The sequence below is a fragment of the Rhizobium favelukesii genome (assembly GCF_000577275.2).
GTDB lineage: Bacteria > Pseudomonadota > Alphaproteobacteria > Rhizobiales > Rhizobiaceae > Rhizobium > Rhizobium favelukesii.
In genome coordinates this window covers 2,313,103-2,338,981 of sequence record NZ_HG916852.1, presented here as the reverse complement: position 1 = coordinate 2,338,981, position 25,879 = coordinate 2,313,103, and the positions used below count along the sequence as shown (strand labels likewise).

Genomic DNA, 25,879 nt, shown 5'->3' with positions numbered 1-25,879 from the left:
CCCGGTCCTGTCCAAAGACCGGGCGGTTTTGTATTGAGGTCTGGTTGGTGGCTCAGGCCGCCTTCGCCTTCTTGGCGTCCGCCTTGCGACGGACATCCGGCGGCGTGGCTTCGAGCCCGAGGCTTGCGATCGCCTCGTCAAGCGACATCGCGGTCTGCTCCGGGCTGCCGAGACGGCGGATATTGACCGTGCGCTCTTCCGCTTCCTTTTTGCCGCATACGATGATGACGGGAACTTTCGTGACGGAATGTTCGCGGATCTTGTAATTGATCTTCTCGTTGCGGAAGTCTGTCTCGACCGTCAGGCCGGCGTCGCGCAGAGCTGCCGCAACTTCGGCGCCATAACCATCGGCCTCGGAGGTGATCGTCGCAACCACGACCTGCTGCGGCGATACCCACAGCGGCAGGTGTCCTGCGAAGTTCTCGATCAGGATGCCGAGGAAGCGCTCCATCGAGCCGCAGATGGCGCGGTGGATCATCACCGGCTGCGTCTTTTCCGAGTTGCTGTCGATGTAGAAGGCACCGAAGCGTTCCGGCAAGTTGAAGTCGACCTGCGTCGTGCCGCACTGCCATTCGCGGCCGATCGCGTCCTTCAGGGTATATTCGAACTTCGGACCGTAGAACGCGCCCTCGCCCGGCAGAATGCCGGTCTTGATGTTGTTTGACTGCTGCTGGATTGTCTCCAGCACCTCGGTCATCACGCTTTCGGCGCGATCCCACAGCTCGTCCGAGCCGACGCGCTTTTCCGGGCGCGTTGAAAGCTTGATGGCGATCTCATCGAAGCCGAAGTCTTTGTAGACCGAAAGGATCAGATCGTTGATCTTCAGGCACTCGGCTGCCATCTGCTCGTCCGTGCAGAAGATGTGCGCATCGTCCTGCGTGAAGCCTCGCACGCGCATCAGGCCATGCAGAGCGCCCGATGGCTCGTAGCGGTGGACGGTGCCAAATTCCGCAAGGCGAATTGGTAGTTCGCGGTAAGACTTCAGACCGTGCTTGAAGATCTGCACGTGACCGGGGCAGTTCATCGGCTTCAGTGCGAAGACGCGGTCGTCATCCGTATCGTCGCCGGCAACGGTCACCTTGAACATGTTGTCGCGGTACCAGCCCCAGTGGCCGGACGTTTCCCAAAGCGACTTATCAAGCACCTGCGGCGCGTTGACCTCCTGGTAGTCTTCAGCGAGGCGGCGGCGCATATAGGCGACAAGCGTCTGGAACATCCGCCATCCCTTGCCGTGCCAGAAGACGACGCCTGGACCCTCCTCCTGGAAGTGGAAGAGATCCATCTCGCGGCCGAGCCGACGATGGTCGCGCTTCTCGGCCTCGGCAAGCACGTGGAGGTAATTGTCGAGATCTGCCTGCTCGGCGAATGCCGTGCCGTAGATGCGGGTCAGCATTGGATTGCTGCTGTCGCCACGCCAGTACGCGCCGGCCACCTTCATCAGCTTGAACGCCGTGCCGATCTGGCCGGTAGACGCCATATGCGGCCCGCGGCACAGGTCGAACCAGTCGCCCTGATAATAGATCTTCAGATCCTGGCCTTTGGGAATCGCATCGACAAGCTCGACCTTGTAGCTTTCGCCCTTCGCGGCAAAGACTTCCTTGGCCTTTTCTCGCGACCAGACTTCCTTGGTGAACGGCGCGTTGCGAGCGATGATTTCCTTCATCTTCTTTTCGATCTTTGGCAGATCGTCCGGTGTGAAGGGCTCGTTCTTGGCGAAGTCGTAGTAGAAACCGTTCTCGATGACCGGGCCAATCGTTACCTGCGTGCCGGGCCAGAGCTCCTGCACCGCTTCTGCCATGACATGGGCTGCGTCATGCCGGATCAGCTCCAGCGCGCGGCCATCGGTGCGGGTGATGATTTCAATCGTGCCTGCCGTCACCGGATCGGAAAGGTCATGAACCTGACCGTCGATCGCGATCGCGACTGCCTTCTTGGCAAGCGACTTGGAAATGGATTCTGCGACATCCTTACCGGTTGCGCCAACATCGTAGTTGCGCACGGAACCATCGGGAAATGTCAGGGAAATGGATTGGGACATCTAGAATTCTCCGTGTCCAGTCCCGCCAACGAATGCGGGTGGTTGCAATGAAGCGCTTCGTCCGCACGAATGCGCCGCCGCCTGATACCGAGATTTGCTGCTTGAGTAAAGAAAAAGGCAGCTCAGCCGATCATTTCGGCAAGGCCGCGAACCGTGTTCCAGTTTCGCAGCGTACCGACGCCCATACGCTTGGTCGTCAGTGCTGAAAGCAACTTCCATTCGCTTGGTTTGCCGCCAAAATCGATCCAGAGGTCGCCATCTGTGATCGCGAGGCGCTGCTTCGGATTGGCATAAGGTCGAAGCGTCTCGATGGCCGTAGGGGCGAGTGGTCTTCGCATCACCCGTACGATGAGTTGGCTGCCCTCGCCGTCCGGAAACGGATTCGAGCCCGCAAGCTTCAACCAGTCGACACCTCTGCGCACAATGATATCGACCGGCTTGCCGTACCGTGCGTTGAACGCTGCTTCCAGTCTTGTTTCGGTATCGCAGAGTTGTGTTACGTCTGCCTCAAAAACGATGTTGCCGGTTGAGACCAGCGTTCTTGGATTTCTGTAACCGACGTCGGTTACCATGTCGCGAAGGTCAGACATCACGACCCGGCGGCCCGGCGCAAGCACGATACTGTGCAGCAGCGCAACGTAGATCATCCCGTCCAGAACTCCGCTGCTCGGTCCGGAAGGTTTGCAAGGACAGGTTCGAATGCAGTCGCTTCGACACGCCTGGCCAAGGGATCGGCGACTTCATGACAACGACGAAATACATGAAATGCGCCCGCCGTCATCTCTCAGCCCGCTTGCGTCCAAGCGCGAAATAGCGCCACGGCGTCCACCAGTGCAAGCGCTCAGAAAGCTGGCCGGGGACCGGGTCGAGCCCGCTCGTGCCCCCCGGCCCGCAGCGTGCGACCCGAAACAATGTCATCCATCCACCGCTCCACAGCCCATGCCGCGCGACCGCCTCGTAGCCATATTCCGAGCAGGTCGGGATGTGCCGGCAGGAATTGCCGATAAAGCCGGAGAGTGTCAACTGATAAAGGCGGATAAAACCCATACCGAGCAATCTGCCGGGCGTCTTGCGAAACGGGCCGGAATAGTTACGGGAGTAGAGGACAGTTCGCTGGCGCGGCGCGGCGGCGCCACCTTCGTCTTCGTCATCTTCTCGGCTTATGGAGCAGAACTCGCACATCGGTGTTGCCGCTCAGGCCTCGACGGTTTCGGCGCGTCTGGCTTCGATCTGGCCGATTGCATCGACGACGGCGTCGAAGGTCAGCATCGTGGAAGCATGTCGTGCCTTGTAGTCTTTCACGGGGCGGAGATAGCGCATGTCCTCGAACCGGCCTTCCGGGCCCTCGCCGTCCGCCTTCAGCATCACCAGCATGTCCTCGCGCGCCTTGCGCAATTCCGTCGCGTTCGCGCCGACGACATGGCGCGCCATGATCGAAGAGGATGCCTGTCCAAGCGCGCAGGCTTTGACGTCATGCGCAAATCCGGTCACCGTATCGCCATCCATCTTTAGCCAGATCTTGACCTTGGAGCCGCAGAGCTTGGAATGCGCCTGGGCGCTGGCGTCCGCATCCGGCAGGCTGCCGATCAGCGGAATGTTGCCCGCAAATTCGAGGATTTTGCTGTTGTAGATATCGTCCATCGTGGATTCCGCTCCAGAATTCATGCGGATCGGCGCCTCAAAACTCATTGTAGCACAAAAGAAAAACACAGCGTGTCGTGCCAGGAGACTTACATAAGGACGCCGTTTTCCTATATGTATGTCGTTCGAAGGCCAGAAAAATGCAATGGCCTCGGCTAAGTTTGATTGGGAAACCGTGCCGGAAGGGCAGCAATTCCAGCCCTGAAAGCCCCGGAGCCTGCCAAAGGTGCATGAATTCCCTTGAGTGGAATTGCCAGTGGCTAGTCCGAAAGACGGTCCGCAAAAGCGGACCAGGAGACTGTTACATATGGACGCCATAATCAAGAATTTTCCGCAGACCCCCGCTGATCTAGAAGCCGATCGGCCCAGCCGGAAAGAAGCTGAGGACGCCGTCCGCACGCTCTTGCGTTGGGCCGGCGATGATCCGTCGCGAGAAGGTCTCGTGGATACCCCGGCTCGCGTGGCCAAGGCCTATCGCGAACTTTTCGCCGGCTATGATATGGACCCGGAAGACGTGCTTGGCCGCACCTTCGAAGAGGTCGCCGGCTATGACGATATGGTCCTGGTGAGGGACATTCCCTTCTTCTCCCATTGCGAACACCACATGGTTCCGATCATCGGCAAGGCCCATGTCGCCTACATGCCCGACGGCAAGGTGCTCGGCCTTTCGAAGATCGCCCGCGTCGTCGAGATCTACGGTCGCCGCCTGCAAACTCAGGAAACTATGACCGCCCAGATTGCGAAGGCGATCGACGACACGCTGTCGCCGCGCGGTGTTGCAGTCATGATCGAGGCTGAACACATGTGCATGGCGATGCGCGGCGTGCAAAAGCAGGGCTCGACCACATTGACGACAACATTTACCGGAACGTTCAAAACTGAGCCGGCTGATCAAGCCCGATTCATGACCATGGTCCGGAGCCGCTGATTACGGCTTCGATTGAGAAAGCCGCGATGATGCCCTTTGCATTCAATGCACCGTCCGACGACAAATCCGAACTCGAGGACGCGGGCGACTTCACGCCGCGGTTCGACGATCGCGGCCTGATCACTGCGATCGTCACCGATGCCACTGATGGCGAGTTGCTGATGGTGGCGCATATGAATGCACAGGCCCTCGCCCTGACCATACAGACGGGGAAGGCTCACTACTTCAGCCGCTCCCGCGGCAAGCTCTGGATCAAGGGCGAAACGTCGGGCAACACCCAGATGGTCAAGGAAATCCGGACGGATTGCGATCAGGACGCCATCTGGCTGAAGGTCGAGGTAGCTGGCCACGATGCCACCTGTCACACCGGCCGCCGGTCCTGCTTCTATAGAACCGTCAACCTCGAAGACGGCAAGCCGATGCTCGATATCGTCGATGACGAGCTCCAGTTCGACCCGAATGAAGTTTACGGAAAAGAAACGTAAGAACGGGCAATTGCCACTTATTGGGCCAAAAGCTACGCCTATATACGAATTGGAAAGGGAGACGGGACACTACTATACTCACCTGATTGTTTGCCGGGAGGGAGGCGAGCCATGCTTAATTGGGGTTTGTACCGCCAAAGCGCTGAGGCAGGCACGTCCAACACCAGCACTCCGGCATCGCCAGATATGAGCGTCCCCATCACTCCCGGGCCTACTCCCAAGAAAACCAAGCTTGCTCTCGCGCTCGGCGGCGGCGCCGCACGCGGCTGGGCCCATATAGGCGTCCTGCGCGCCTTAGATGAAGAAGGAATCGAGATCGGCATGGTCGCCGGAACCTCAATCGGCGCCCTCGTCGGTGGATGCTATCTGGCCGGCAAGCTCGACGAACTCGAAGCCTTCGCCCGTTCGCTGACGATGCGGCGCATTGCCAGCCTGCTTGACCTCACAATCGGCGGCAGTGGCTTGTTCGGCGGCATGCGGCTGACGAAACGCATGCAGGAGCATCTGGAAGGCCTGAATGTCGAAGATCTGGACCGGCCGTTCGTGGCTGTTGCCGCCGAGGTAAACACCGGGCATGAGGTCTGGATCGCCAACGGCTCATTGATCACGGCGCTTCGCGCCTCCTATGCCCTGCCCGGCATTTTCGAACCCATTCGCAGCAATCAGCGGACGCTCGTCGACGGCGCGCTGGTCAACCCGGTTCCTGTTTCCGTCTGCCGCGCCTATGAGCAACCGCTCGTGGTCGCCGTCAACCTGAACTACGATCTTTATGGTCGGTCAGCCGTCGTCCGGCACAATGCCACCCTCTCGCCGTCTGAAGTGCATCGGCGCGAAGAGGTTCCCTATGCCAGGCTCGGCATGACTGGTGTGATGGTGCAGGCTTTCAACATCATCCAGGACAGGATTGCGCGTGCGCGCCTTGCGGGCGATCCGCCCGATATATCGCTTCAGCCGCGCCTCGGCGATATCGGCCTGTCGGAATTCCATCGCGCTGGAGAAGCGATCGAGCGCGGCTATGATGAAGCCAAGCTGAGGCTTCCCGAGTTGAAACGGATGCAGGAACTATTCGCCGGCTCCCTCTAGGCACCGGCGAAGCATTCAGCCGGCGATGTAGGCCTTGATCTGCTCGGCTTCCAGTTCGACTTCCGCGATACGCGTCTTCACGACGTCGCCAATCGAGATGATACCGGCGAGCTTGCCGTTCGTTTCAACCGGAACGTGGCGGAAGCGGCGGCTTGTCATCAGCCCCATCAGGTCGTTCACGGTTGAATCTTCATGGCACCGGTAAACCTTTGCGGTCATCAATGAGGCAACGGGCTGATCGAGACAGGCGGCTCCCGCCTTGGCGATCGCGTGCACGACATCGCGCTCAGTGAAAATCCCGGAAATCTTGTCCTCCATCCCGACGATGACGATAGCGCCGATCTTTTTCTTGCTGAGAATCACAGCCGCTTCGGAAACGGTCGTGTTCGGCCCGGCGGTTACGACATCCCTGCCCTTGGCGTCGAGTATGGCCTTGACTGAATTGGACATTTTGAACCTCCTATGTCGAAAGTGAAGCACTTCAACTGATCACAGGCATCCGCGGCGGTCTCTCCTCCCATCACGGATCAGTTCGGATGGTGCACTCCAATCCTCAAGATTGCAATATATCCGATGTCTCTGAAGTTAGCGGCTCCTCGGGCGGTTTCCGGTCAAAAAGACCGAAGAGAACGAAGCCGAAAATGAACCCTCCGATGTGGGCGTCCCAGGCGATTGCCTGTGACCCGTCGCCGATCAACGGGACGCCGACGGCAATCAGCAGATTGCCCACGAACCAGAAGAGAATGAATGCGGCGACCGTGCGGCTGCGAAACGCTTCGAACATCGAAAGACGCGCATTGAGATGCGCCGGCCGGGCAATCCGCTGTTCCGGTGGGAATGCAAAGCGGCAGGCGGCGCCCATCAGGCCGGACACCACGCCCGACGCGCCGATCAGCAACGTGGCCTCTCCCCAATTCAACGCCGCATGGAGAGCGGCCGACGCGATCGCGGATAGCACCCAGAAGGTGACAAATCGGAACGCGCCAATTCGGCGCGCCACCGGCGTGCCAAAGGCCATCAGCCATAGCCCGTTGAAAACGATATGCTCTATGCTGCCGTGAAGGAACGAATAGGTGATCGGCGTCCAGAGAAGTTGCGGGCCCTGCTCCGACAACGGCGTGATGTACCGCAACGGAATGAAGCCGAAATTGAAGAACAGCCAGTCGAGACCGTTGCCAGATAGAAACAGTGATTGAACGGCGTATATCAGCCCCAATAGCGCAAGTGCTGCGAGCACCGGGCCCGGAAGATTGAAGATGGGCGATGGCGGCGGCGCCGGAGGCTCCATCGCCGCTTGCGGCTCGACCGAGTGCTCGTTCATCTTCGTCCTCGCTTGATTGCGGCACAGCCTTACAGGACGAAAGGTCAAAAAAAAAGCCGTCCGGCAAAGACCGGACGGCCTTCGAGCGTCTAGGGATAGACCCGCGCCCGCCAGTCCGTGTTGAACTTCCCGAAGGCAGGAAGCTATGAGGAAACACTGCCACGGCACGCCTGGCGGCTCAATCGAAACCCTTCCTTAACCTTAACTGCCGCGCGTTGGCACGAAATACGCACGGCATCAGTTTGCACGGCCATGACGGCTGTGTTTTGATCCAAAGTGAAACAGCCGGTGCCGTAATGCGTCTCAAAACCACGATCGACCTATTCGAATATTGGAATCGCCTCCGCGGACAAGACCTTGCGCCGCTGAGATCGCAGGTCGAGCCAACGGATTTGCGGCAGGTTCTGTCGAGTGTGTTTCTCCTCGAAACAAGCGACACGGGTCGCGTCGCGTTCCGTCTTGCCGGAACGCGCATTTGCGATCTCTTTGGTCGCGATCTCGGTGGCGCCCCGTTTTCCGAACTCTGGGCGCATGGGAATGACGATATCGAACACACAGCGGCCGGCGTCATGACGCACGCGATCCCCGCGTTGCTCAACGCCACGGGTTTCACTGCGGCCGGTCATCGTGCCTGCTTCGAAATTATCCTGCTGCCGCTACGCGCCGACGACGGCGAATGCGACAAGCTGCTGGGCGCCATCGCTCCCGCGGCCGCGGTAAGCTGGCTCGAAGTCGTGCCGCTCCAGTTCCTCGCTCTCGATCGCAGCCGATTGCTGCACGAACGGCTTGGCGGCGATGAGGAGCCGAATGACACGGAGTTCGACGACCAGCACACGCTGTACGCGCGCCCACCCTCGATCGCCGATACAATGCGACGCGTCATGTCAAGTCTATTTGTTGAGGCCGACGCTCCCGGTGTTCCGGTTCGACACAACCGCTTGCGTGCGTAGAGGACGAACCTGAACAACCTTCTGTTAAGGGATTGCGGGTAATGATCGGCCGGTTGTATTTTATGAAGAAGCCCTTTGATGCACGCGTTCCAGCAAGTTCAGACGCAACGGACTGCGCCTCGCCTCGAACAAGGTGCCTTTCAACGCGTACCCATTAACATGCAGGGCCGGCTGATGCTGGCGAACTACGAGGAATTTGAGTGCCTGGTGATCGACATGTCGCCGGGTGACATGTACGTGACTTGCCAGGGGCGTCCTCGCGCCAATGAGCGTGTCGTGGCCTACATCGACCACCTCGGGCGCGTCGAAGGCTATGTGCAGACGGTCGACGGTCGTGGTTTCTCCATGTCGATCCACGCGACCGAACGTAAGCGCGAGAAGCTCGCGGCTCAGCTCACCTGGCTCGCAAACAAGCATGAGCTCGGCCTTCCGGAAGACCGCCGCCACGACCGCCTGACGCCGCGTGAGACCAAGACCGAAATCACCTTGGAAGACGGCGCCCGCTACAACTGCCGCATCATGGACTTGTCGCTTTCCGGCGCCGCAGTCGATGTCGAGGTGCGTCCGCCGATTGGGACGCCTCTCCGTCTCGGCAATATGCGCGGCCGCGTTGTGCGCCATTTCGTGGAAGGTGTGGCGATCGAGTTCCTGTCGATCCAATCGCGGGAAACGCTCCGCGAATTTCTCTGATCGCTGTCACAGTCGCGTCGCGCGCGTAATGCATGAGGCTGCCGCAACAGGTGGCGTATGACGATTATCTATCCGGAAATTGAACCTTACGAGCACGGCTTCCTCGATGTGGGCGACGGGCAGCAACTCTATTGGGAAACCTGCGGCAATCCCGATGGCCTGCCGGCACTGTATCTTCATGGTGGACCGGGTTCCGGCTGTTCAACATTTGCTCGCCGTTATTTTGACCCGTCTGTTTACCGCATCGTCCTCTTCGATCAGCGCAATTGCGGTCGCAGCCTGCCGAACGCTGCCGACATGGCGACCGAGCTTGGGACCAACACGACCTGGCATCTCGTCGAAGACATCGAGAAACTGAGACGTCATCTGCAGGTGACGAATTGGTTGCTGCTCGGCACCTCGTGGGGTTCGACGTTGGCGCTTGCCTACGCACAGACATATCCAGCGTGCATTCGCGAGATCGTGCTTGCCGCCGTCACCACCACGCGCCGGTCGGAAATCGAGTGGCTCACACATGGAATGGCCAGCCTCTTTCCGATGGAACGGGACCGTCTGCTGAACGCGCTTCCCGGGGATGTCAGGCAGCTCGGCGTACTTGAGGGCTATCACCGTCTTCTCAACTCGCCCGACCTCGGCATCCGTCTTGAGGCCGCTTGCAATTGGCACGATTGGGAAGCGGCTTCTATCCTCCTCGCTGATCCGATGGGGCTTCCTCGTCGCTGGCAAGATCCTCGCTACCTGCTGATGCGGGCTCGGATCATCACGCATTACTTCCGCAATCTCGCCTGGCTGGACGACGGCGTCCTGCTACGCAATGTAGGAAGACTGGCGGACATACCGGGCGTGCTTGTCCAGGGGCGGCTGGACCTTGAGGCGCCACTCGTGACGGCATGGGAATTGTCGAAAGCCTGGCCGCAAAGCAGGCTTGTTATCGTGGAGAATGCCGCCCATTCGGCGTCGCACGAGGGTTTGGCAGGCACAATTGTCGACGCAACAGACACTTTTCGCAAAATTCCTCAAAAATAATTCTGCTACCGCAACCAAAACTGGCGTTCCAATCGGCCAATTTCACAGCCAGTTCCTCGGTTTCAATCGAAGCGAGCGCCGGCGTGGCGGCCAGCTCGGATAGTAAATAAAGGCTTCCCAAAATTCCGGACCTGGCCGCCCCGTTAATAACTTGTCCCAAAATGCGGCGATCATCGACCGGACGTCTTTCCGAGGACGTGACAATTTTAATAGAAATTAGCGCGAAAGCGCTTCGAATTTTAGGTGCATTTGATTCTGTTTTTAGTCGATTTCTCTGCGTGTTTGAATCAACTAAGTCTTTAATTTAACTGCGTAATTTTGCGCTGAATAAAAACGTCTGTGTCAGGTTCTCCTCACAACGGGGAGACGATAAATGACGGTAGCAACTTTCATCAAAGGCGGTCTAGCGGCCGGTGCGATGTTGATCGCGATGGTGGGTTCGGGACAAGCGACCCCCCTCAACATGACGGTCCTCGGCAACGCGAGCCCGCCGATCGGCGCCTATCAATTCTGCAAGGAACTGCCTACCGATTGCGCCAATGCAGCCGGCGATCAGGGCGAGCTCCTTTTGACGGAAGACCGCTGGAAGACGATCCTCAAGGTCAATTACCAGGTCAACTCGACCATTACGCCACTCACCGACAAGGAAATCTACGGCGTCGAAGAGCGCTGGGCCTATCCGCGCACCGTTGGCGACTGCGAGGACTATGCGCTCCTGAAGCGGAAAACGCTGATCGATGCCGGTTTTTCACCTTCCGATCTGCTCATGACCGTCGTGCTGCAGCCGAACGGCGAAGGCCATGCGGTGCTGACCGTGCGCACCGACCGCGGCGATTTCATTCTCGACAACATGCGCAACAAAGTGATGCTTTGGGCCGATACCGAATACACGTTCCTGAAGCGCCAGTCCGCTGACGATCCGACCCGCTGGGTCAAGCTGCAGGACGGTCGCGCAGTGGCGGTCGGCAGCGTCAAGTAAGCTGTCGCCGGATCGAATGGCGACCACCCCATACGGCTCCGGTCGTCCCCCGCATCCCCGTACCTGACCGGCGCCATAGAGCCGCTTCCGCTGTCCCGGGAGCGGTTCGTTTTTTGGGGCGCATTAGCGCGAGGCTTAATTGTTCGTTAACCATGGTGGCCAGATCATCGGCACATTGACCATCGACACCGGCGACCCCTGTTCCTATCGCGGCGGTCTGATATCCGAAAGCCGCCATGAACCATACCGTGCGCACTGCCCACGAGATCCAGGAAACGCCTCTCCTTTCGACGGGTTTCGTCATCCGCCTTACGGTCATCATCGCCTGTCTTGCGGCGTTGACGCTTTTCATCAGTTTTGGCGGTCGCTGGTTCGGGGCGCGGATATCGCTCGCTGGCAATACCGCCTCAACGGCAGCGATAACCCTAACGATCGGCCGCGATACGCTGCGTCTTTCTGAAAACACACTGCGGTTCCCCAGTCAGCGGAGAGACGGCCTGTCGGAACGCGCGGACCTCTACCTCACTTGGCCTGAGATGCAGGGCTACAGCACGGAGCATCGCGAGCGTTTCGACGATGTGGCCCAGTCGTCAGGACTGATCTTCCTCCAGATCGCGCAGAGCACGATGTCGCGGGATATGTCCGGGCGCCTCGAGCCGATCTACTCGCATCTGATGGAGGGCGACGGCGTGCCTTTCGCCAATGGAATGACGCTGCATCGCCTGCGCGCGGACGCAGGCTATGCCGACGAGGTTCTGTTGACCGCGCCACGCGCCGGTGCCCCTGACTACGTCGTGCGTTGCGCCCTGCCGTCGACACCGCAGGCGGCGACTAGCGGCGATTGCCAGCGCGACATCAAAGTCGGCCGCGATTTAACTGTGCTTTACCGGTTCTCGAGCCGGCACCTGCCTGATTGGGACCATATTGATGCCGCTATTCGCCATTTTGTGGAGGCGCGACTTGTGAACGCTTCTGGGCCACGTCGCTAGAATGATCCGATGTGGCGAAAGAAACGATTAATCATAAACGGATTGGTAACCCCGGACAGATAATTTGCCGAGAGAACGATCGTGCCGGGAGGGCGGGCGATCTCTCCAATGTCCGAAATGCAAGCGAAGAGTAGAATAGTGTCAAGGTCAGTCTCCTCCGTATTTTCATCGCTATCCCGCAGTTCTTTGGTAAAGGCGATCGCGGCGCTTTCTTTGGCTGTCGGTATCGTCATGGTCGACTCGGTCAATGCCGATGCAGAGGCCGCCAACTCGAAATATGCGGGCATCGTCGTCGATACGAAGACCGGCAATGTTCTCTACAGTGAGAACGCGGATCGCCTGCAGTATCCGGCATCTCTCACGAAGATGATGACGCTCTACCTGACCTTCGAAGCCTTGGAACAGGGCCGCATCCGTCTGGATACGTCGGTTCCCTTCTCCGCACACGCTTCCGCCCAGGCCCCGACCAAGCTCGGTGTGCGTCCAGGCGGCACGATCACGGTCGAACAGGCGGTCCTCGGCCTTGTGACGCTTTCAGCCAACGACGCATCGACGGCTCTTGGTGAATTGCTTGCCGGCACGGAGGATCGCTTTGCGCAGGTGATGACCGCAAAGGCGCACGCGCTCGGCATGACGCGCACGACCTATCGCAATGCCAACGGCTTGCCGAATACCGCCCAGATGACGACCGCGCGCGATCAGGCACGCCTCGGCATCGCACTTCGCCAGCATTTTCCGCAGTATTACGGCTATTTCTCCACGCAGAGCTTTAAGTTCGGCAACCGTGTTATCCGTAGCCACAACCGTCTCGTTGGTTCTGTGCGCGGCGTCGACGGCATCAAGACCGGCTATACGCGTGCGGCCGGTTTCAACCTGGTGAGCTCCGTTCAGGTCGATGGCAAGTCGATCGTCGGTGTTGTTCTCGGCGGCGCCTCGACCCCTGCCCGCGACAATCAGATGCGCAAGCTGATCGCAGCCTATCTACCGAAAGCGTCCAGCCGTGGCGGCTCCTCCGATCTGATCGCCCAGACCGCGCCGCGACCCGCAGCTCCTGTCGCCGAAACGCGCGTCGCTTCAGCTGCGCCTGAAGTCAGCCCGCCGCGCCCCGCGCCGACCCCGGACACCCGCTATCAGCCGGCCTCCGCGCAGGTTGCCTATGCCGATGTTGCCAAGTCGACGTCCGACAATCCGTTGCTCCAGCAGGAAATACCGGCGCCGACGAAGGTCAAGACGCCGGCTGTCAAACAGGCATCTGTCGCCACGCCGACGCCTGCACCCGCCTATATGCCGCCGGAACAGGGCGACACGTCTGTCGACGAACTGACGACCGCGTCGACGAAGGAGCCGCAGCAGACTGGCTGGGCTGTCCAGATTGGCGTTTCCGGCAGCAAGGAAGGCGCAATGGATCTGCTCGACAACGCCAAGAACAAGGCTGGCAAGGCTCTGCGCTCCGCGAAGCCTCTCGCGGTCGCAAACGCCGGAAGCTATCGTGCACGCTTCGGCGGTTTTGATGACCAGCGTGCTGCTGTGAACGCCTGCAACGCCCTGAAACGGGCTGGTGTGAAGTGCTGGGCCACCGCCCAGTGATCAGCGGGTCTGCCGCCTGATATGCACGGGCGGCAGTCCAAAAACGTCGTGATCTGTTGTGTTTGATCCCGACGGAGTTCTGAGACTCGGTTTGTAAAGCGTACGGGGATGAGAATGGCGATCAACGAGAATGCTCCGGAGTTTCCGCCACACGGCCGGGTGACCGGCAAGAATCCGCGAGCCGGTTTGCACCCGCTACACGAAGCGGCCTTGCGACTGGCAGAGGTAGGATTGCAGCGGCAGAAGCCAAAATCCGCAAAGACCAAAGACCTGATTAACTTGCTGCTGTGCCATGGTGCGCGGGCATGGCGTTGCTCGCAGGCCGAAGCCAGCATCCATCTTCACGTCACCTGCCCGGAAGGCCGGGCACCGGTCACACTCCGTCTACGCTGATCAGAGCAGGCCGAGTTCAGAAAGCTCGCGGCGAAGGTCCGCGGGCATTTCCGCAATTCCCTCGCCCAGGCTGTTCAGATCGCGCGGCACGTCGTCTTGCGGATAATAGCGCCAACCCTGGAAAGGCCGCTTCGGCTGCACGGCCGTTTCGATGACCTCGGGCCCCAGGACAAGATGGCATCGCGAGATTCCTTCGCCATCGGTAAAGGTCTGGATGTCGAGCAGTTTCTGGCGCGCCTGAACCTGCCCTTTGATCACCCAATAAAGCGAGCCGTCGTCGAGTAATTCCTCGATACGCTTCGGGACCATCCTCGTCGTATGCACGGAATGAGGCTCAAGCCCGGCCGCGATCGCCCGGAGCGCGCGTTCGGCGACCCATTCGCGCAGATCGTCGATCGAGTCCGCGCCTACGCACAATTTAATGAGATGCAATGCCATGCCGCCGTTGAAATCCTTTTATCGGGCAGCGTCAAGCGGCAAGTCGTATGTCCACAAAGTCAGCATTCCACGACGTTGACGGCAAGCCCGCCGGTGGATGTCTCCTTGTACTTCTCGCTCATGTCGTTGCCGGTCTGGCGCATGGTCTCGATGCAGGCATCCAAGGGAACGAAGTGCTTACCGTCTCCCTTGATCGCCAGCGAAGCGGCCGTAACCGCCTTGACTGCGCCAAGAGCATTTCGTTCGATGCAGGGAACCTGTACGAGGCCCGCGACGGGGTCGCAGCTCATGCCCAGATGATGTTCCAGCGCGATTTCGGCGGCGTTCTCGATCTGCTCCGGCGTGCCGCCCATGACCGCGGCAAGGCCGGCAGCTGCCATGGCGGCCGCAGATCCCACCTCGCCCTGACAGCCGACCTCTGCGCCGGAAATAGAGGCATTGTGCTTGATAATCCCGCCGACGGCGCCAGCGGTGAGCAGATAGTCGCGGATACCGTTCTGGTCCCAATCGTCGTGAAAGTGCTCGTAGTAGCGGATCGTTGCGGGGATAACCCCCGCGGCGCCATTCGTCGGGGCAGTCACGACGCGTCCACCGGCAGCATTCTCTTCGTTGACGGCCATCGCGTAGACGCTGAGCCAGTCGTTGGCGAGCAGCGGGTTGATACGGTTGCTGCGCCACTCCTCCTGGAGCTTGTCGTGGATCGCACGGGCGCGGCGGCGTACATTCAGCCCGCCCGGCATTATGCCGTCGACCTTGAGGCCACGTTCGATGCACGAGCGCATCGCTTCCCAGATGCGATCGAGACCGGCGTCCAGTTCCTCGCGGCTGCGCTGCGTTTCCTCGTTTGCACGCTTCATCTGCGCGATCGAGAGGCCGGAGCGCGCAGCCATATCGAGCATCTGCTTGGCTGAGGCAAAAGGATACGGAACCTTGAGTGAATCGGAGGGCGTCTTCTTCTTTGCGCGCATCTGCTCAAGTTCGGTGTCGGTCACGACGAAGCCGCCGCCGACGGAATAGTAGATACGCTTGATAAGCATCCGACCGTCATTGTCGTAGGCGGAGAAGGACATACCGTTCGCGTGGCCGGGTAGCGGCTGCTTCTTGTCGAAGATCAGGTCGTTCCTCGGTTGAAAGGCATAACTCGGGTGGCCGGGCGGCGTGATGCGGCCGGAGCGCTCCACCTGATCGATGATGCCGTCCATCACGTCCGGATCGACGCTGTCAGGCTGCTCTCCCATCAGCCCGAGAATGACGGCCCGGCCCGTTCCATGTCCGATCCCGGTATGCGCCAGCGAACCGTGCAGGCTAACCTTCATAGACGCGACCTGAGCGCCAGAGGTCGGGCGCGGCCAATCGTTGGACAGAATCAGATCGAGGAAGCGATTGGCCGCGGTCATCGGACCCATCGTGTGAGAGCTGGAAGGCCCGACGCCGATTTTGAATACGTCGAAAACGGAAAGGAACATGACTGCGTCCTGTAAAGTTGCTGCGCAAACCTACGCTACCGGCTCTCGCGATCCCTGCGATGGACCGACATGGCATTTCACGTGTGCGACATCTGTAAAACGAAGCGCGGCGGCTTGCCAGTCATTGCAGCATGCGTCCGCATCTGTAGAGTGGCGCGTCGACGGGAACCTGATTCAATATAATGATGACTACAGCGGATTACATTGCACTGGTGTTCTTTGCGGCGATCTGGTTTTGCTACGCGCGCCTGCTGCAAAGCTCGAGTTTCTTCGGCAGGACCAGCCTCACCCATGCCATGCGGGAGCGCCGGCGCGAGTGGATCTACAATTCGTTGCGGCGCGATTTGAAGATGATCGATACCCAGATCATGGCCGGCTTGCAGAACGGCACCGCATTCTTCGCCTCGACGTCGATCTTCGCCATCGGCAGCTGCTTTGCGCTGCTGGGCGCAACGGAGAAGGTTGACGCCGTCTTTGCCGATCTGCCTTTCGTCTTTCATAGCGGGCATGCCGTCTTCGAAATGAAGGTCGGCGGCCTTGCAGCGCTTTTCGGATATGCCTTTTTTAAGTTCGGCTGGTCGTATCGCCTCTTCAACTACTGCACCATCCTTTTCGGCTCGATCCCGATGATGCGTGACACCGAACAGGATGTGATTGCCGCCGAGCGGGCTGCGGAACGTGTCATCCGCATGAATATCATTGCGGCGGGTCATTTCAATGAAGGGCTGCGCGCCATCTTCCTCTCGATTGGCTACCTTGGTTGGTTCATCAATCCCTATGTCTTCATTCTGACGACGACGATCGTCATCGTCGTCCTGACGAGGCGGCAGTTCTTCTCCGAGGCGAGGCTGGCAATCATGGACGCCCATCTGCCATCAAATCTCCACCTTTCTCCTATTCCCCGCGCCAAGCCGTCGACCGATGGCAACGACTCATCCGAGGGATTGTGAATGACGGCGACGGCGACGGAAACATATGCGAGCGTCAAGCCGCCTCGCATCGGCTTGCTGGATACGGCGCGCGGTGTCGCTCTGCTGGCGATGGCGACCTATCATTTCACTTGGGATATGGAGTTCATGGGCTACCTTGCCCCAGGCACCGCTGAAACCGGCTGGCTGAAGCTCTATGCCCGCGCGATCGCGTCGACCTTTCTGTTCATCGTCGGAATCAGTCTGGTCCTCGCCAACAAGCCAGAGATTCGCTGGCAATCGTTCTGGAAACGGTTTGCGATGATCGCCGCGGCGGCCCTTGCGATCTCTGTGGTGACGCGCTTCGTCTTCCCTGGCGAATGGATATTCTTCGGTATTCTGCATTGCATCGCTGTCGTCAGCCTGCTCGGCCTTGTCTTCCTCCGCCTGCCGTTGCCTGTGACCATCGCTGTGACCGCCGCTGTGACCGCCGCATGGGTTGTGGATACCTGGGTTGCGCCGAATCTGCTGCGCTCGCCGATCTTCAATCCGCGTTACCTCGCCTGGATCGGCCTAGCGGAAATGCCGCAACGATCGAACGACTACGTTCCAATCTTCCCCTGGGCAGTGCCTTTCCTGCTTGGCATGACGGCGACCCTGCTTGCCATGAGGACGCGGCTGCTCGAGAGGCTTGCAGCGCTTGGTACGGGCTCAAGCCTGCCGGCGAAAGCCGGGCGGCATAGCCTCGCCTTCTACCTGATTCACCAGCCGGTGCTGATCGCCATTGCCTACGGGCTGTCCGCGGTCGTTCCACCCGCGAAACCGGATCCCGTCGAAAGCTACCTGAAGCAATGCAATGCTTCGTGCATGATGCAGGAAGGCGAAGCGCTATGCCGCAGCTTCTGCCGATGCACGCTCGACAAGCTCCAGACGGAAAATCTGTTCACGGAATTCCAGTCCGGCGCCCTCAAGCCGGATGACGGGCGGATAATGGCGCTGGCGAGCGAGTGCAACGCGAACGCGCAATAATCAGGTGCCGACACCGATGTCGGCCAGACGACCGAGGCACGCCTCTTCGATGTTGTCGAGTTCGGTCAGAGTGTCGTCGATATCCTTGCGCTTCTGGCGCAGGTCCTCGCGCTTCTCATCGACGCGCTTCATCAGGAGCTTCAACTGGCCCAATTCGCCCGGCGGTTCCTTATACACCTGGATGATCTCGCGGATCTCCGCGATGGTGAAGCCGATCCGCCGGCCACGCAGGATTTCCTGGATCAGACGACGATCCGCGGGACGGAACAGCCGCGTGCGTCCACGCCGCTCGGGATGGATCAATCCTTCGTCTTCGTAGAACCTGAGCGTACGCGTCGATACTCCAAACTCGCGCGTCAATTCGGTTATGCTATAGTATTTGCTGACCGGCATGGGTTCCCCACCATTGAAGGAACCGATAATATTGACTTTTACGTAATAGTCAATTTCTGCAGGGAAATTCGAGCCGTCTAAATTCCGAACCACCATGTGGCGATGCCGAGAAAGGCAAAGAAGCCCGTGCAATCGGTCACGGTCGTGACGAAAACGGATGACGCAATGGCGGGGTCCGCGCCAACCTTATCCAGCAGCAATGGCAGCAGAATTCCCGCAAGCGCGGCCGCAAAGAGGTTGATGATCATTGCCGAGCCGATCACGAAGCCCAGCTGATAATTGTGGAACCATGTTGCGGCAATCATGCCCATGATGACCGAGAAGAGTAGACCGTTGGCAATACCGACCCCCGCCTCTCTGCGGATGATACGCCCGGCGTTGTAGATGTCGATGTCGCCCGTTGCCAACGCGCGGACAGTGACCGTCATCGTCTGTGTCCCCGCGTTGCCGCCCATGGACGCCACGATCGGCATTAGCACCGCGAGCGCGATCATCTTCTCGATCGATTCGTCGAATAGTCCAATGACGCTTGCAGACAGCAAAGCCGTTCCGAGATTAATCACCAGCCAGAGAAAGCGCGAGCGCACGGTCGAGAAGACATTGTCGGACAGCTCTTCGTCGCCGACGCCACCCAGGCGCTTGATGTCCTCGTCGGCTTCCTCGTGAATAACGTCGACCACGTCATCGATCGTCAGCACGCCCACCAGCCTGTCGTTCTCGTCGACGACGGCGGCGGAGAGAAGGTCGTACTGCTCGAAAAGCTGAGCTGCCTCTTCCTGGTCCATCTCTGCGGGGATTGGATGGTTCGTCTCCCGCATGATCGATTCGATCTTGCTCTGTCGCTTTGTGCGCAGGATCTTGTCCAGATCGACGGCGCCTAACAGCTTGAATGTCGGGTCGATGACGAAGATCTGCGAGAAGGAATATGGCAGGTCTTCCTCGTCGCGCATGTAGTCGATTGTCTGGCCGACCGTCCAGAACGGTGGCACCGCGACGAATTCCGTCTGCATGCGGCGTCCCGCCGAGCTTTCGGGATAGTCGAGCGCACGCCGTAATCGCACGCGTTCGGTAAACGGAAGCTGCGCAAGGATCTCCTCGCGGTCCTCGCTGTCGAGGTCCTCAAGGATGTAAACAGCGTCGTCCGAATCGAGTTCGCCGATTGCAGCTGCAATCTGCTCGTTCGGCAGCTGGTCGACGATCTCGCGGCGAATCGTTTCGTCGACCTCGGTCAGCGCCGTCATGTCGAATTCGTCGCCCAGCAGGCGAACGAGCGCGAGTCGTTGGTCTGGCTGCAGCGACTCGAGAAGGTCGCCTATTTCGGATTCGTGCAGGCGGGCGACGTGCTGGCGCAGGAAGATCGTATCGCGATCGGCGATGGCAGCGCCCACCAGCGCGAGGAAATCGCCTCGGACGTTGCCGTTTTCGTCATAGATGTCGGCATCGCCGCTGTCTGACCGCGGGCGGACGAGCTCTTCTGCGTCGTTCGTCATGGTTTGCCGCCCTCGCATCTCGTTTGAAGTTCAACGACTAAGCGCCGAAACATGTAGCTTCGTGCTAGCTGAAACCTCGAAGCCCGTCCAGCCGCAAACGCCTCGCGTGGATGACAATGCGCGTGCGCGGCGATAGGTTCCGCGCATCTGAAATCAGGACCCTGCCCGTGGCTGTTCGCCCCATATTGCGCTTCCCCGACGTTGGCCTCAGAACCGTCTGCCAGCCCGTCGACGTCTTTGACCAGAGGCTACGAGAACTCGCGGATGATTTGCTGGAGACGGTGCGGGCCGCTCCCGGCGTCGGCATCACCGCTGCTCACATCGGCGTCTTCCTTCGCGTCGTCGTGATAGAGCTCAGCCGTGACGAAGGCGCACGCCATTTCGTCAATCCGGAGATCATGTTTGCATCCGACGAAACGGCTCGCCATGTCGAAGGAAGCGTCTCCATGCCCGGAGTGACCGACGAGGTCGTGAGGCCGAAGGCAATCCGGGTTCGATACAGTGATCTGAATGGCGCCGAGCACGAGAAAGAAGCGCAGGGCTTCCTCGCAGTCTGCATCCAGCACGAGATCGATCAGCTCGACGGTATCTTTTGGATACAGCGCCTCTCCAGGCTCAAGCGCGAGCGCCTGGTCAAACGCTGGGAGAAGTTGCGCGACTAGCGACGGCCTGGACCGACGGTAGCACCCCAAGTTAAGCCCTCAATGTCACATCTTTTGATTGTGAAGATGTTCCCGCCACCCGCCTTGCGAACAGGAGGCAATGTTCCATCACAACCCTGTCAAATCCGGTCGCGGATCTGTGATTTCATTTGATAAAGCGGCAGTGCTTGCGTGATTTTTCGCCCACATTCTTGCCGCAATTTGAGCGCGAAGTCACTCTTGCCGAGGGTTTGGTTTGCAACGAAGAATTGAGGATATTTCCCATGCGCTTCAAATTTGCTGCCGCCGCTTCCATTCTCGCCCTCGGCCTTGCAAGTGCGGCCTTCGCCCAACCGCAGTACTCGAACGACTACACGAACGACAGTGACGGGTTTGCGCCGGGCCAGATGGCACCGAAAAAGCCGGTTCACTATGCCAACCGCAAGGCACCGGAATACTCGTCCGATTACACGACTGACAGCGATGGATTCGCGCCGGCCCGGATGTCATCGCCCGTCGACAGGACGACCACTGCCAGCATCAAGCCCCTGCCCGACTGCGACTACATGAAGACGAACTCCAAGGTGCATACGGCCGGCGGGGACAGCGGAGCTTCACATTCGGACGCTTGCCGCGACGTCGGCGATAAATAGCGAGCGATTGCTGAGGGCCGGTCATCCGGCCCTTTTCCTCGTGAGGGCTTTGCGTCACCTGTCGCCGACGGTCTCGCCGAAGACCGATTCGAATGCCTGTCGAAGGAGAATATCGACATCGGCCATCATGACAGGCAGGCCGAGGTCGACAAGGCTTGTCACCCCATATGCCGAAATCCCGCACGGAATGATCCCGCTGAAGTGATCGAGATCCGGTTCGACGTTCAGCGACAGCCCGTGAAATGTCACCCATTTCCGCAGCCGGATACCCAGTGCTGCAATCTTGTCTTCCGCCATCGTGCCATCTGGTAAAGCCGCTTTGTCCGGCCTGCGCACCCAGACGCCAACACGGTCCTCACGCCGTTCGCCGCGGATGTTCATCAAATCAAGCGTACGAATGACCACCTCTTCGAGCGCGGCGACAAAGGCGCGCACGTCCTGGCGCCTGCGCTTCAGGTCCAGCATCACATAAGCGACGCGCTGGCCCGGCCCGTGATAGGTATATTCGCCGCCGCGTCCCGTCGCGAAGACTGGGAAGCGATCGGGTTGCACCAGATCCTTGGCATCGGCGCTGGTTCCGGCCGTATAGAGAGGCGGATGTTCCACGAGCCAGACGAGCTCGTCGCCGCCGTCTGCAATCGCCGCGACCTGGCGCTCCATGTTTTCCACAGCCTCCTCATAGGGCACGAAGCCATCGGCGATGCGCCATCGGACCGGCCGCGAGCCTTTACGGGGCAACATTGAGAATTGAAGATCTGTGCGCAGCATGGCTATCCCTTGTCGCTGCTGCTCGGGAGACAGCATCGCTGGGGCCTATATGGCCTCGTTTCACGGGCGATTCAAATGCTGTGATTTGTTTTGAAAAAATCTGTCACATCGCCCTTGTGTACCCCAAACGCTTTTGCTACATGCTGCCCCGCCGGCAAAAATCGGCACCTACCACGATGCGGTCGTGGCGGAATTGGTAGACGCGCAGCGTTGAGGTCGCTGTGGGGCAACCCGTGGAAGTTCGAGTCTTCTCGACCGCACCAACCCCTCCTAGGGGAATTGATTGTGGTTGCTATTTTTGATGGCAACGAATCGTTTGTGCCCAGTTTTGAGTCCCAGTCGGCACCCAATTTCACCCTCGACGTTAGTTAGAAAAACGCCGGCATAGCTATTCGCTAAGGCGGGCCTCGTCTGCGTCCTTGCTGCCCGGGTTCACTACCGGACGTCCAGAACGGGCGACGGACAGGTCGGGACTCAGCCCGTACAGCTAGCGAACCCAGAGACAGCACAACAAGGTCATCGTAGAGCCGGTCGCGGTCTACCACGGCAAGGACGCCCAGTTCGGCAAGCCGGTGGAAGACGACCGCCAGAAGCTTTCAGCCACCATGCAGGCAAGTTCGCCGAGGTGCTCAAGCAGCGCTATGCTGTCGTCTCGGCGCCCGTCGCCGCGACGGCAAGAACCATATCGCGCTGGACGATAGTTTTCGGCGCGATCTTTCTCGCCGCATGCAGCGACGGGCGCCGAGGTCCGCCGCGCGGCAGACGGCGCCCACGCAGGTTTCGACCGTCGAGGTGAGGCCCGAGACAATGCCTTTCGTCAGCAAGCTTCCGGCCGCATCGCGCCGATAACGATGGCCGACGTCCGGCCACGGGTAACGGGGATCGTGCTGAGCGGATCTTCCAGCAGGGTTCAAACGTGAAGCAAGGAGACGTCCCCTACCAGATCGATCCCGCGCCGTTCAGGGCCAGGGCGGCCCAGAAGCTCGCCTCGCAGAAGGCCGACGGCCGGCTCCAGCGCGGCAACGTCACCACGCAGCAGGACACAGAGAGCGCGGCCGCCGTGCTGGAGCTGGTCCAAGGTATTCAATAGAGTGGGTTGCAATCTTTTCTGTGTCGCCATACACATTTTTGCACACGTGCTCAATTTTGTCATTCGGCCGTTACGTTGTCCCCCTAAAGCGGCGCTCGTTCGCTTTTCACGGAGCTTGCGAAGCGGTCATCATCAGGTGATGGCCCGCCAAGAGGCTCACGCCGCTCTTCTAGGGAGACGAAGAAATGACTATTCTGCCGACATTGAAGTGCATGACTATTGCCGCCGCCATCCTGGCCTCGACCACCGCCCTGTGCTTTGCCAAGGATGTCACCATCACCGTCTGGGCCGGCGGCACGGGTCCCAACGACGTCTATCGCCTCGATGCAATCGATATCGCCGCCCAGCAGCTTCAGCGTGAAGCTGCAATCAAGGGCGAAGACCTCAAGATCAAGGTGGAGAAGAAGGCCTATAGCGGTTGGGAGGACTTCAAGCAGGCGATGACGCTTGCCGCCGAAGCCAAGACTGCTCCGAATATCGTCGTTACCGGCCACGAGGACATCGGCCCATGGGCGCAGTCGGGCCTGATCGTGCCGATCGAGGACTACGTCGATCTCGACTCCTGGCCGCTCAACGACATCTATCAGAACCTGCTGGATATCGCCTCCTTCAATGGCACGGTCTACGGGATTCCGCAGGATGCCGAATCCCGACCAATGTTCTTCTGGAAGCCCTATATGAAGGCCATCGGCTACAGCGATGCCGATCTCGACGCGCTGCCGAAGAAGGTTCAGGACGGCGGCTACACGATGAAAAACGTGCTGGAAGACGCCAAAAAGATGCAGGACAAGGGCCTCGTCCAGGCGGGTTACGGCTTCTACCCGCGCAACTCCAACGGCCCTGATTACTGGCAGTTCTACACCAGCTTCGGCGGCACGATGGAAGAAGGCGGCAAACTCGTCTTCGACAAGGCGGCGATGCAGCGCACCTACCAGTTCTTCGCCGACGCCGTGAAGGATGGCGTTACCAAGAAGAACCATATCGGCATGCCCGGCGACCAGTGGTGGAAGGAAGTGGCCTCCGGCAAGGCCGGCATCTGGCACGGCGGCACATGGCACTATGCTCGCTACGTGAACCAGGAAGGCCTGAAGGACTTCTTTGGCAACGTCGTATTCACGCTGATCCCGGCCGGTGACGGCGGCAAGGCAAACACGCTGACGCATCCGCTCGTCTACCTCCTGACCTCCGGTCACGACAAGGATTCGACCGACGTTGCCGCCCAGTTGATCAAGATCGCTTCAGAGCCGCGGATCAATGTGCTGCATGCGGTCAAGTCTGCGCACCTCGGTATTTCGAAAGCCGAAACCGAGATAGAGCTCTACTCCTCCGATCGCTGGACGCGCGAAGCCACCGAGCGTCTGCTGCCCTACGCCAACGCGATGCCCAACAACGCCGATTTTGGCACTTACTGGAACATCATGTGGAAGGGCCTCGAAGCATCCTGGACGGGCGCCAAGACCCCAGATGCCGCCGTCAACGACGTCGAGAGCGAGCTGAAGAGCACGCTCGGCGACAAGATCGTCATCCGCTAAGCACCCAGGCAACTTCCGGGCGGGCCAGTCCGCCCGGATACTTTGCGGAGACTTTCGATGAGAACGTCCAGAACGCTCGGACTGGTGATGATTGCGCCTGCAGCGGTGATGATCGTGCTGTTTTTCCTGATGCCGGTCGTCCTGACTGCCGTCTTCTCCTTCACGAACATGACGACGGCCACGGGCATTTCGGGCGGCGCCTTTCAGATCGCGCCGAATACGCTTGATGCGCTTAGGCGCGAAATGCCGGATGTCGCGCAACAACTGACAGAGCCGCGCTACGCGATCGACGAGGAAGGCATCAAGAGCGTTGAAGGCCTCGGACTTGATCCCGGCATACCCCGGGAACTGCGCGAGAAGCATCTCGGCGAGGTCTTCCAATCCCGGCGCGACGCTGAGCGCATGATTAAGGATCTCCAGGACCGGCCCTCGACAAGAGACGTCAAGCAGATTTCCGAACAGTTCAACCGCTCCGCGGCCAACCTGCGTTTTGCGAGCAAGGACGATCTGTTCGCCTCTCTCGACAAGTTCGGCTTCAAGCTGACGGCGGAGCAGAAGGAGGGCCTGGCAAAGGCAACCTATACCGGCTGGAACTGGACGACGGAGAACTTCTCGCGCATCGCCTCTTCTCCGGATATGGCGCAGATACTCCTCAACACGCTTCTCTACGTCGCCCTTGTGCTCGTGTTGTTCAACACGACCTACGCGATGGCGCTCGCGATCTGGACGCACTACATGCCGGACATGCCGGCGACGATCTTCCGGTCAATCTGGCTCTTGCCCCGCATCACGCCTGTCGTCATCTACGTACTGATGTGGAAGTGGCTGGCATGGGACACCGGCTTCATTTCGGTGTTGATGGGCAAGTTCGGCTTCCCGCCGAGGAACTATCTTCTCGATAGCGCCTACCACGCCTGGTTCTTCGTGGTGCTGATCAATGGCTTCATCGGCGCCTCCATGGGCATGCTCGTCTTTTCGTCCGCGTTGCGGGGGATTCCCAAGAGCCAGTTCTTTGCAAGCGAGGTGGATGGTGCCAGCCGCTGGCAACAAATCCGCTACATCATCCTGCCGCAGATGCGCTGGCCCATCCTCTTCGTCACCTGCTACCAGACGCTGTCGCTGCTCGCCTCCTTCAACGAAATCCTGCTTTCGACGCGCGGCGGACCGGGCAAGGCGACCGAAGTCTGGTCGCTTGCCGCCTATCACACAGCACTCAACAACTACGCCGGCAACCTGGAATACGGGCTTGGCGCAGCAATGGCGCTGGTCCTCGTGGTCATCGGCATCATTCTGTCGCTCGCCTATCTGCGCGTCTTCAACTACGCCACGCTGGTTGCGCGGCCGCTCATCGAGGACTGATC

At 59.6% G+C, this 25,879-nt stretch carries 29 protein-coding genes and 1 tRNA gene; 18 read left to right on the top strand and 12 right to left on the bottom strand.

Going from position 1 to position 25,879, the window contains the following annotated elements:
* Window positions 1-52: 52 nt before the first annotated feature.
* From thrS to LPU83_RS50170, 4 genes are all read right to left on the bottom strand, one after another.
* Entirely contained in the window at window positions 53-2,038 is a 1,986-nt protein-coding gene (thrS, locus tag LPU83_RS50185; protein ID WP_024314809.1) for a threonine--tRNA ligase, read from the bottom strand.
* A gap of 122 nt (window positions 2,039-2,160) precedes the next feature.
* Window positions 2,161-2,685 carry a DUF1697 domain-containing protein gene (locus LPU83_RS50180; protein WP_024314808.1) on the bottom strand — a complete coding sequence of 175 codons (525 nt, stop codon included), beginning with the start codon at window positions 2,683-2,685 and terminating at the stop codon, window positions 2,161-2,163.
* Window positions 2,686-2,815: 130 nt separating this feature from the next.
* Window positions 2,816-3,220: a membrane protein insertion efficiency factor YidD gene (yidD, locus tag LPU83_RS50175; protein ID WP_024314807.1), complete on the bottom strand. Its 405-nt coding sequence runs from the start codon at window positions 3,218-3,220 to the stop codon at window positions 2,816-2,818.
* Between the two features lie 12 nt (window positions 3,221-3,232).
* Window positions 3,233-3,679, bottom strand: coding sequence for an iron-sulfur cluster assembly scaffold protein (locus tag LPU83_RS50170; RefSeq protein WP_024314806.1), 447 nt, complete (start codon window positions 3,677-3,679; stop codon window positions 3,233-3,235).
* Window positions 3,680-3,986: 307 nt separating this feature from the next.
* Between LPU83_RS50170 and folE the strand changes: the two genes are divergently transcribed.
* The 3 genes from folE to LPU83_RS50155 all read left to right on the top strand — a co-directional run bounded on the left by folE (window position 3,987) and on the right by LPU83_RS50155 (window position 6,175).
* Window positions 3,987-4,607 (top strand): GTP cyclohydrolase I FolE, encoded by a 621-nt coding sequence (gene folE, locus LPU83_RS50165; RefSeq protein ID WP_024314805.1) that lies wholly within the window; start codon window positions 3,987-3,989, stop codon window positions 4,605-4,607.
* Window positions 4,608-4,633: 26 nt separating this feature from the next.
* Window positions 4,634-5,092, top strand: coding sequence for a phosphoribosyl-AMP cyclohydrolase (gene hisI / locus LPU83_RS50160; RefSeq protein WP_024314804.1), 459 nt, complete (start codon window positions 4,634-4,636; stop codon window positions 5,090-5,092).
* Window positions 5,093-5,203: 111 nt separating this feature from the next.
* A complete protein-coding gene (locus tag LPU83_RS50155) occupies window positions 5,204-6,175 on the top strand; it encodes a patatin-like phospholipase family protein (RefSeq protein WP_024314803.1) in 972 nt (323 codons plus the stop codon).
* A gap of 15 nt (window positions 6,176-6,190) precedes the next feature.
* On the opposite strand, the gene LPU83_RS50150 is transcribed toward LPU83_RS50155, so the two are convergent.
* On the bottom strand, window positions 6,191-6,625 hold the full coding sequence (locus LPU83_RS50150; protein WP_024314802.1) for a CBS domain-containing protein: 435 nt from the start codon (window positions 6,623-6,625) through the stop codon (window positions 6,191-6,193).
* A gap of 103 nt (window positions 6,626-6,728) precedes the next feature.
* Entirely contained in the window at window positions 6,729-7,496 is a 768-nt protein-coding gene (locus tag LPU83_RS50145) for a rhomboid family intramembrane serine protease (protein WP_024314801.1), read from the bottom strand.
* A 296-nt stretch (window positions 7,497-7,792) separates the two neighbouring features.
* Between LPU83_RS50145 and LPU83_RS50140 the strand changes: the two genes are divergently transcribed.
* From LPU83_RS50140 to LPU83_RS50120, 5 genes are all read left to right on the top strand, one after another.
* Window positions 7,793-8,446 carry a PAS domain-containing protein gene (locus tag LPU83_RS50140; RefSeq protein WP_024314800.1) on the top strand — a complete coding sequence of 218 codons (654 nt, stop codon included), beginning with the start codon at window positions 7,793-7,795 and terminating at the stop codon, window positions 8,444-8,446.
* A gap of 78 nt (window positions 8,447-8,524) precedes the next feature.
* Window positions 8,525-9,136, top strand: coding sequence for a PilZ domain-containing protein (locus LPU83_RS50135; RefSeq protein ID WP_024314799.1), 612 nt, complete (start codon window positions 8,525-8,527; stop codon window positions 9,134-9,136).
* 57 nt (window positions 9,137-9,193) lie between these two features.
* Window positions 9,194-10,162, top strand: coding sequence for a prolyl aminopeptidase (pip, locus tag LPU83_RS50130; protein WP_024314798.1), 969 nt, complete (start codon window positions 9,194-9,196; stop codon window positions 10,160-10,162).
* Between the two features lie 373 nt (window positions 10,163-10,535).
* Entirely contained in the window at window positions 10,536-11,141 is a 606-nt protein-coding gene (locus LPU83_RS50125; protein WP_024314797.1) for a transglutaminase-like cysteine peptidase, read from the top strand.
* A gap of 236 nt (window positions 11,142-11,377) precedes the next feature.
* Window positions 11,378-12,130 carry a hypothetical protein gene (locus LPU83_RS50120; protein WP_024314796.1) on the top strand — a complete coding sequence of 251 codons (753 nt, stop codon included), beginning with the start codon at window positions 11,378-11,380 and terminating at the stop codon, window positions 12,128-12,130.
* Here the strand turns inward: LPU83_RS50120 and LPU83_RS50115 are convergent.
* On the bottom strand, window positions 12,127-12,363 hold the full coding sequence (locus tag LPU83_RS50115) for a hypothetical protein (protein WP_029710013.1): 237 nt from the start codon (window positions 12,361-12,363) through the stop codon (window positions 12,127-12,129). The two genes, LPU83_RS50120 and LPU83_RS50115, sit on opposite strands and share 4 nt — an antisense overlap.
* Between LPU83_RS50115 and LPU83_RS50110 the strand changes: the two genes are divergently transcribed.
* Window positions 12,248-13,717, top strand: coding sequence for a D-alanyl-D-alanine carboxypeptidase (locus LPU83_RS50110; RefSeq protein WP_024314795.1), 1,470 nt, complete (start codon window positions 12,248-12,250; stop codon window positions 13,715-13,717). The two genes, LPU83_RS50115 and LPU83_RS50110, sit on opposite strands and share 116 nt — an antisense overlap.
* Before the next feature lie 114 nt (window positions 13,718-13,831).
* Window positions 13,832-14,110 (top strand): hypothetical protein, encoded by a 279-nt coding sequence (locus tag LPU83_RS50105; RefSeq protein ID WP_024314794.1) that lies wholly within the window; start codon window positions 13,832-13,834, stop codon window positions 14,108-14,110.
* Here the strand turns inward: LPU83_RS50105 and LPU83_RS50100 are convergent, their stop codons facing one another.
* Both LPU83_RS50100 and LPU83_RS50095 read right to left on the bottom strand, forming a co-directional pair.
* Window positions 14,111-14,548, bottom strand: a complete 438-nt coding sequence (locus LPU83_RS50100; RefSeq protein WP_024314793.1) for a DUF1489 family protein — start codon at window positions 14,546-14,548, stop codon at window positions 14,111-14,113.
* Between the two features lie 59 nt (window positions 14,549-14,607).
* Window positions 14,608-16,014 (bottom strand): L-serine ammonia-lyase, encoded by a 1,407-nt coding sequence (locus LPU83_RS50095; RefSeq protein ID WP_024314792.1) that lies wholly within the window; start codon window positions 16,012-16,014, stop codon window positions 14,608-14,610.
* A gap of 185 nt (window positions 16,015-16,199) precedes the next feature.
* Here LPU83_RS50095 and LPU83_RS50090 point away from each other — a divergent pair, with 185 nt between their 5' ends.
* Both LPU83_RS50090 and LPU83_RS50085 read left to right on the top strand, forming a co-directional pair.
* Window positions 16,200-16,964, top strand: coding sequence for a DUF599 domain-containing protein (locus LPU83_RS50090; RefSeq protein WP_024314791.1), 765 nt, complete (start codon window positions 16,200-16,202; stop codon window positions 16,962-16,964).
* The gene (locus tag LPU83_RS50085; protein WP_024314790.1) at window positions 16,965-17,951 is read left to right on the top strand and encodes a heparan-alpha-glucosaminide N-acetyltransferase; all 987 of its coding nucleotides are present in this window, start codon (window positions 16,965-16,967) and stop codon (window positions 17,949-17,951) included. It begins immediately after the preceding gene.
* On the opposite strand, the gene LPU83_RS50080 is transcribed toward LPU83_RS50085, so the two are convergent.
* The gene (locus LPU83_RS50080) at window positions 17,952-18,344 is read right to left on the bottom strand and encodes a MerR family transcriptional regulator (protein ID WP_007793852.1); all 393 of its coding nucleotides are present in this window, start codon (window positions 18,342-18,344) and stop codon (window positions 17,952-17,954) included.
* 77 nt (window positions 18,345-18,421) lie between these two features.
* Window positions 18,422-19,834 (bottom strand): magnesium transporter, encoded by a 1,413-nt coding sequence (gene mgtE, locus LPU83_RS50075; RefSeq protein WP_024314789.1) that lies wholly within the window; start codon window positions 19,832-19,834, stop codon window positions 18,422-18,424.
* 167 nt (window positions 19,835-20,001) lie between these two features.
* On the opposite strand from mgtE, the gene LPU83_RS50070 reads away from it, so the two are divergent.
* Both LPU83_RS50070 and LPU83_RS50065 read left to right on the top strand, forming a co-directional pair.
* On the top strand, window positions 20,002-20,496 hold the full coding sequence (locus tag LPU83_RS50070; RefSeq protein ID WP_024314788.1) for a peptide deformylase: 495 nt from the start codon (window positions 20,002-20,004) through the stop codon (window positions 20,494-20,496).
* A gap of 263 nt (window positions 20,497-20,759) precedes the next feature.
* Window positions 20,760-21,128, top strand: coding sequence for a hypothetical protein (locus LPU83_RS50065; RefSeq protein ID WP_024314787.1), 369 nt, complete (start codon window positions 20,760-20,762; stop codon window positions 21,126-21,128).
* 54 nt (window positions 21,129-21,182) lie between these two features.
* Here the strand turns inward: LPU83_RS50065 and lipB are convergent, their stop codons facing one another.
* Window positions 21,183-21,902 carry a lipoyl(octanoyl) transferase LipB gene (gene lipB, locus LPU83_RS50060; RefSeq protein WP_024314786.1) on the bottom strand — a complete coding sequence of 240 codons (720 nt, stop codon included), beginning with the start codon at window positions 21,900-21,902 and terminating at the stop codon, window positions 21,183-21,185.
* Between the two features lie 172 nt (window positions 21,903-22,074).
* Here lipB and LPU83_RS50055 point away from each other — a divergent pair.
* From LPU83_RS50055 to LPU83_RS50040, 4 genes are all read left to right on the top strand, one after another.
* Window positions 22,075-22,159, top strand: a tRNA-Leu gene (locus tag LPU83_RS50055).
* A 653-nt stretch (window positions 22,160-22,812) separates the two neighbouring features.
* Window positions 22,813-22,986, top strand: a complete 174-nt coding sequence (locus tag LPU83_RS50050; RefSeq protein WP_157997355.1) for a hypothetical protein — start codon at window positions 22,813-22,815, stop codon at window positions 22,984-22,986.
* A gap of 185 nt (window positions 22,987-23,171) precedes the next feature.
* Window positions 23,172-24,518, top strand: a complete 1,347-nt coding sequence (locus LPU83_RS50045) for an extracellular solute-binding protein (protein ID WP_024314785.1) — start codon at window positions 23,172-23,174, stop codon at window positions 24,516-24,518.
* A gap of 57 nt (window positions 24,519-24,575) precedes the next feature.
* Window positions 24,576-25,877 carry a carbohydrate ABC transporter permease gene (locus LPU83_RS50040; protein WP_024314784.1) on the top strand — a complete coding sequence of 434 codons (1,302 nt, stop codon included), beginning with the start codon at window positions 24,576-24,578 and terminating at the stop codon, window positions 25,875-25,877.
* Window positions 25,878-25,879: the final 2 nt, after the last annotated feature.

Excerpts from the sequence above, each read along its gene's own strand:
- thrS (WP_024314809.1), bottom strand. The coding sequence starts at position 2,038 with ATGTCCCAATCCATTTCCCTGACATTTCCCGATGGTTCCGTGCGCAAC.
- LPU83_RS50180 (WP_024314808.1), bottom strand. The coding sequence starts at position 2,685 with ATGATCTACGTTGCGCTGCTGCACAGTATCGTGCTTGCGCCGGGCCGC.
- yidD (WP_024314807.1), bottom strand. The coding sequence starts at position 3,220 with ATGTGCGAGTTCTGCTCCATAAGCCGAGAAGATGACGAAGACGAAGGT.
- LPU83_RS50170 (WP_024314806.1), bottom strand. The coding sequence starts at position 3,679 with ATGGACGATATCTACAACAGCAAAATCCTCGAATTTGCGGGCAACATT.
- folE (WP_024314805.1), top strand. The coding sequence starts at position 3,987 with ATGGACGCCATAATCAAGAATTTTCCGCAGACCCCCGCTGATCTAGAA.
- hisI (WP_024314804.1), top strand. The coding sequence starts at position 4,634 with ATGATGCCCTTTGCATTCAATGCACCGTCCGACGACAAATCCGAACTC.
- LPU83_RS50155 (WP_024314803.1), top strand. The coding sequence starts at position 5,204 with ATGCTTAATTGGGGTTTGTACCGCCAAAGCGCTGAGGCAGGCACGTCC.
- LPU83_RS50150 (WP_024314802.1), bottom strand. The coding sequence starts at position 6,625 with ATGTCCAATTCAGTCAAGGCCATACTCGACGCCAAGGGCAGGGATGTC.
- LPU83_RS50145 (WP_024314801.1), bottom strand. The coding sequence starts at position 7,496 with ATGAACGAGCACTCGGTCGAGCCGCAAGCGGCGATGGAGCCTCCGGCG.
- LPU83_RS50140 (WP_024314800.1), top strand. The coding sequence starts at position 7,793 with ATGCGTCTCAAAACCACGATCGACCTATTCGAATATTGGAATCGCCTC.
- LPU83_RS50135 (WP_024314799.1), top strand. The coding sequence starts at position 8,525 with ATGCACGCGTTCCAGCAAGTTCAGACGCAACGGACTGCGCCTCGCCTC.
- pip (WP_024314798.1), top strand. The coding sequence starts at position 9,194 with ATGACGATTATCTATCCGGAAATTGAACCTTACGAGCACGGCTTCCTC.
- LPU83_RS50125 (WP_024314797.1), top strand. The coding sequence starts at position 10,536 with ATGACGGTAGCAACTTTCATCAAAGGCGGTCTAGCGGCCGGTGCGATG.
- LPU83_RS50120 (WP_024314796.1), top strand. The coding sequence starts at position 11,378 with ATGAACCATACCGTGCGCACTGCCCACGAGATCCAGGAAACGCCTCTC.
- LPU83_RS50110 (WP_024314795.1), top strand. The coding sequence starts at position 12,248 with ATGCAAGCGAAGAGTAGAATAGTGTCAAGGTCAGTCTCCTCCGTATTT.
- LPU83_RS50115 (WP_029710013.1), bottom strand. The coding sequence starts at position 12,363 with ATGACGATACCGACAGCCAAAGAAAGCGCCGCGATCGCCTTTACCAAA.
- LPU83_RS50105 (WP_024314794.1), top strand. The coding sequence starts at position 13,832 with ATGGCGATCAACGAGAATGCTCCGGAGTTTCCGCCACACGGCCGGGTG.
- LPU83_RS50100 (WP_024314793.1), bottom strand. The coding sequence starts at position 14,548 with ATGGCATTGCATCTCATTAAATTGTGCGTAGGCGCGGACTCGATCGAC.
- LPU83_RS50095 (WP_024314792.1), bottom strand. The coding sequence starts at position 16,014 with ATGTTCCTTTCCGTTTTCGACGTATTCAAAATCGGCGTCGGGCCTTCC.
- LPU83_RS50090 (WP_024314791.1), top strand. The coding sequence starts at position 16,200 with ATGACTACAGCGGATTACATTGCACTGGTGTTCTTTGCGGCGATCTGG.
- LPU83_RS50085 (WP_024314790.1), top strand. The coding sequence starts at position 16,965 with ATGACGGCGACGGCGACGGAAACATATGCGAGCGTCAAGCCGCCTCGC.
- LPU83_RS50080 (WP_007793852.1), bottom strand. The coding sequence starts at position 18,344 with ATGCCGGTCAGCAAATACTATAGCATAACCGAATTGACGCGCGAGTTT.
- mgtE (WP_024314789.1), bottom strand. The coding sequence starts at position 19,834 with ATGACGAACGACGCAGAAGAGCTCGTCCGCCCGCGGTCAGACAGCGGC.
- LPU83_RS50065 (WP_024314787.1), top strand. The coding sequence starts at position 20,760 with ATGCGCTTCAAATTTGCTGCCGCCGCTTCCATTCTCGCCCTCGGCCTT.
- LPU83_RS50045 (WP_024314785.1), top strand. The coding sequence starts at position 23,172 with ATGACTATTCTGCCGACATTGAAGTGCATGACTATTGCCGCCGCCATC.
- LPU83_RS50040 (WP_024314784.1), top strand. The coding sequence starts at position 24,576 with ATGAGAACGTCCAGAACGCTCGGACTGGTGATGATTGCGCCTGCAGCG.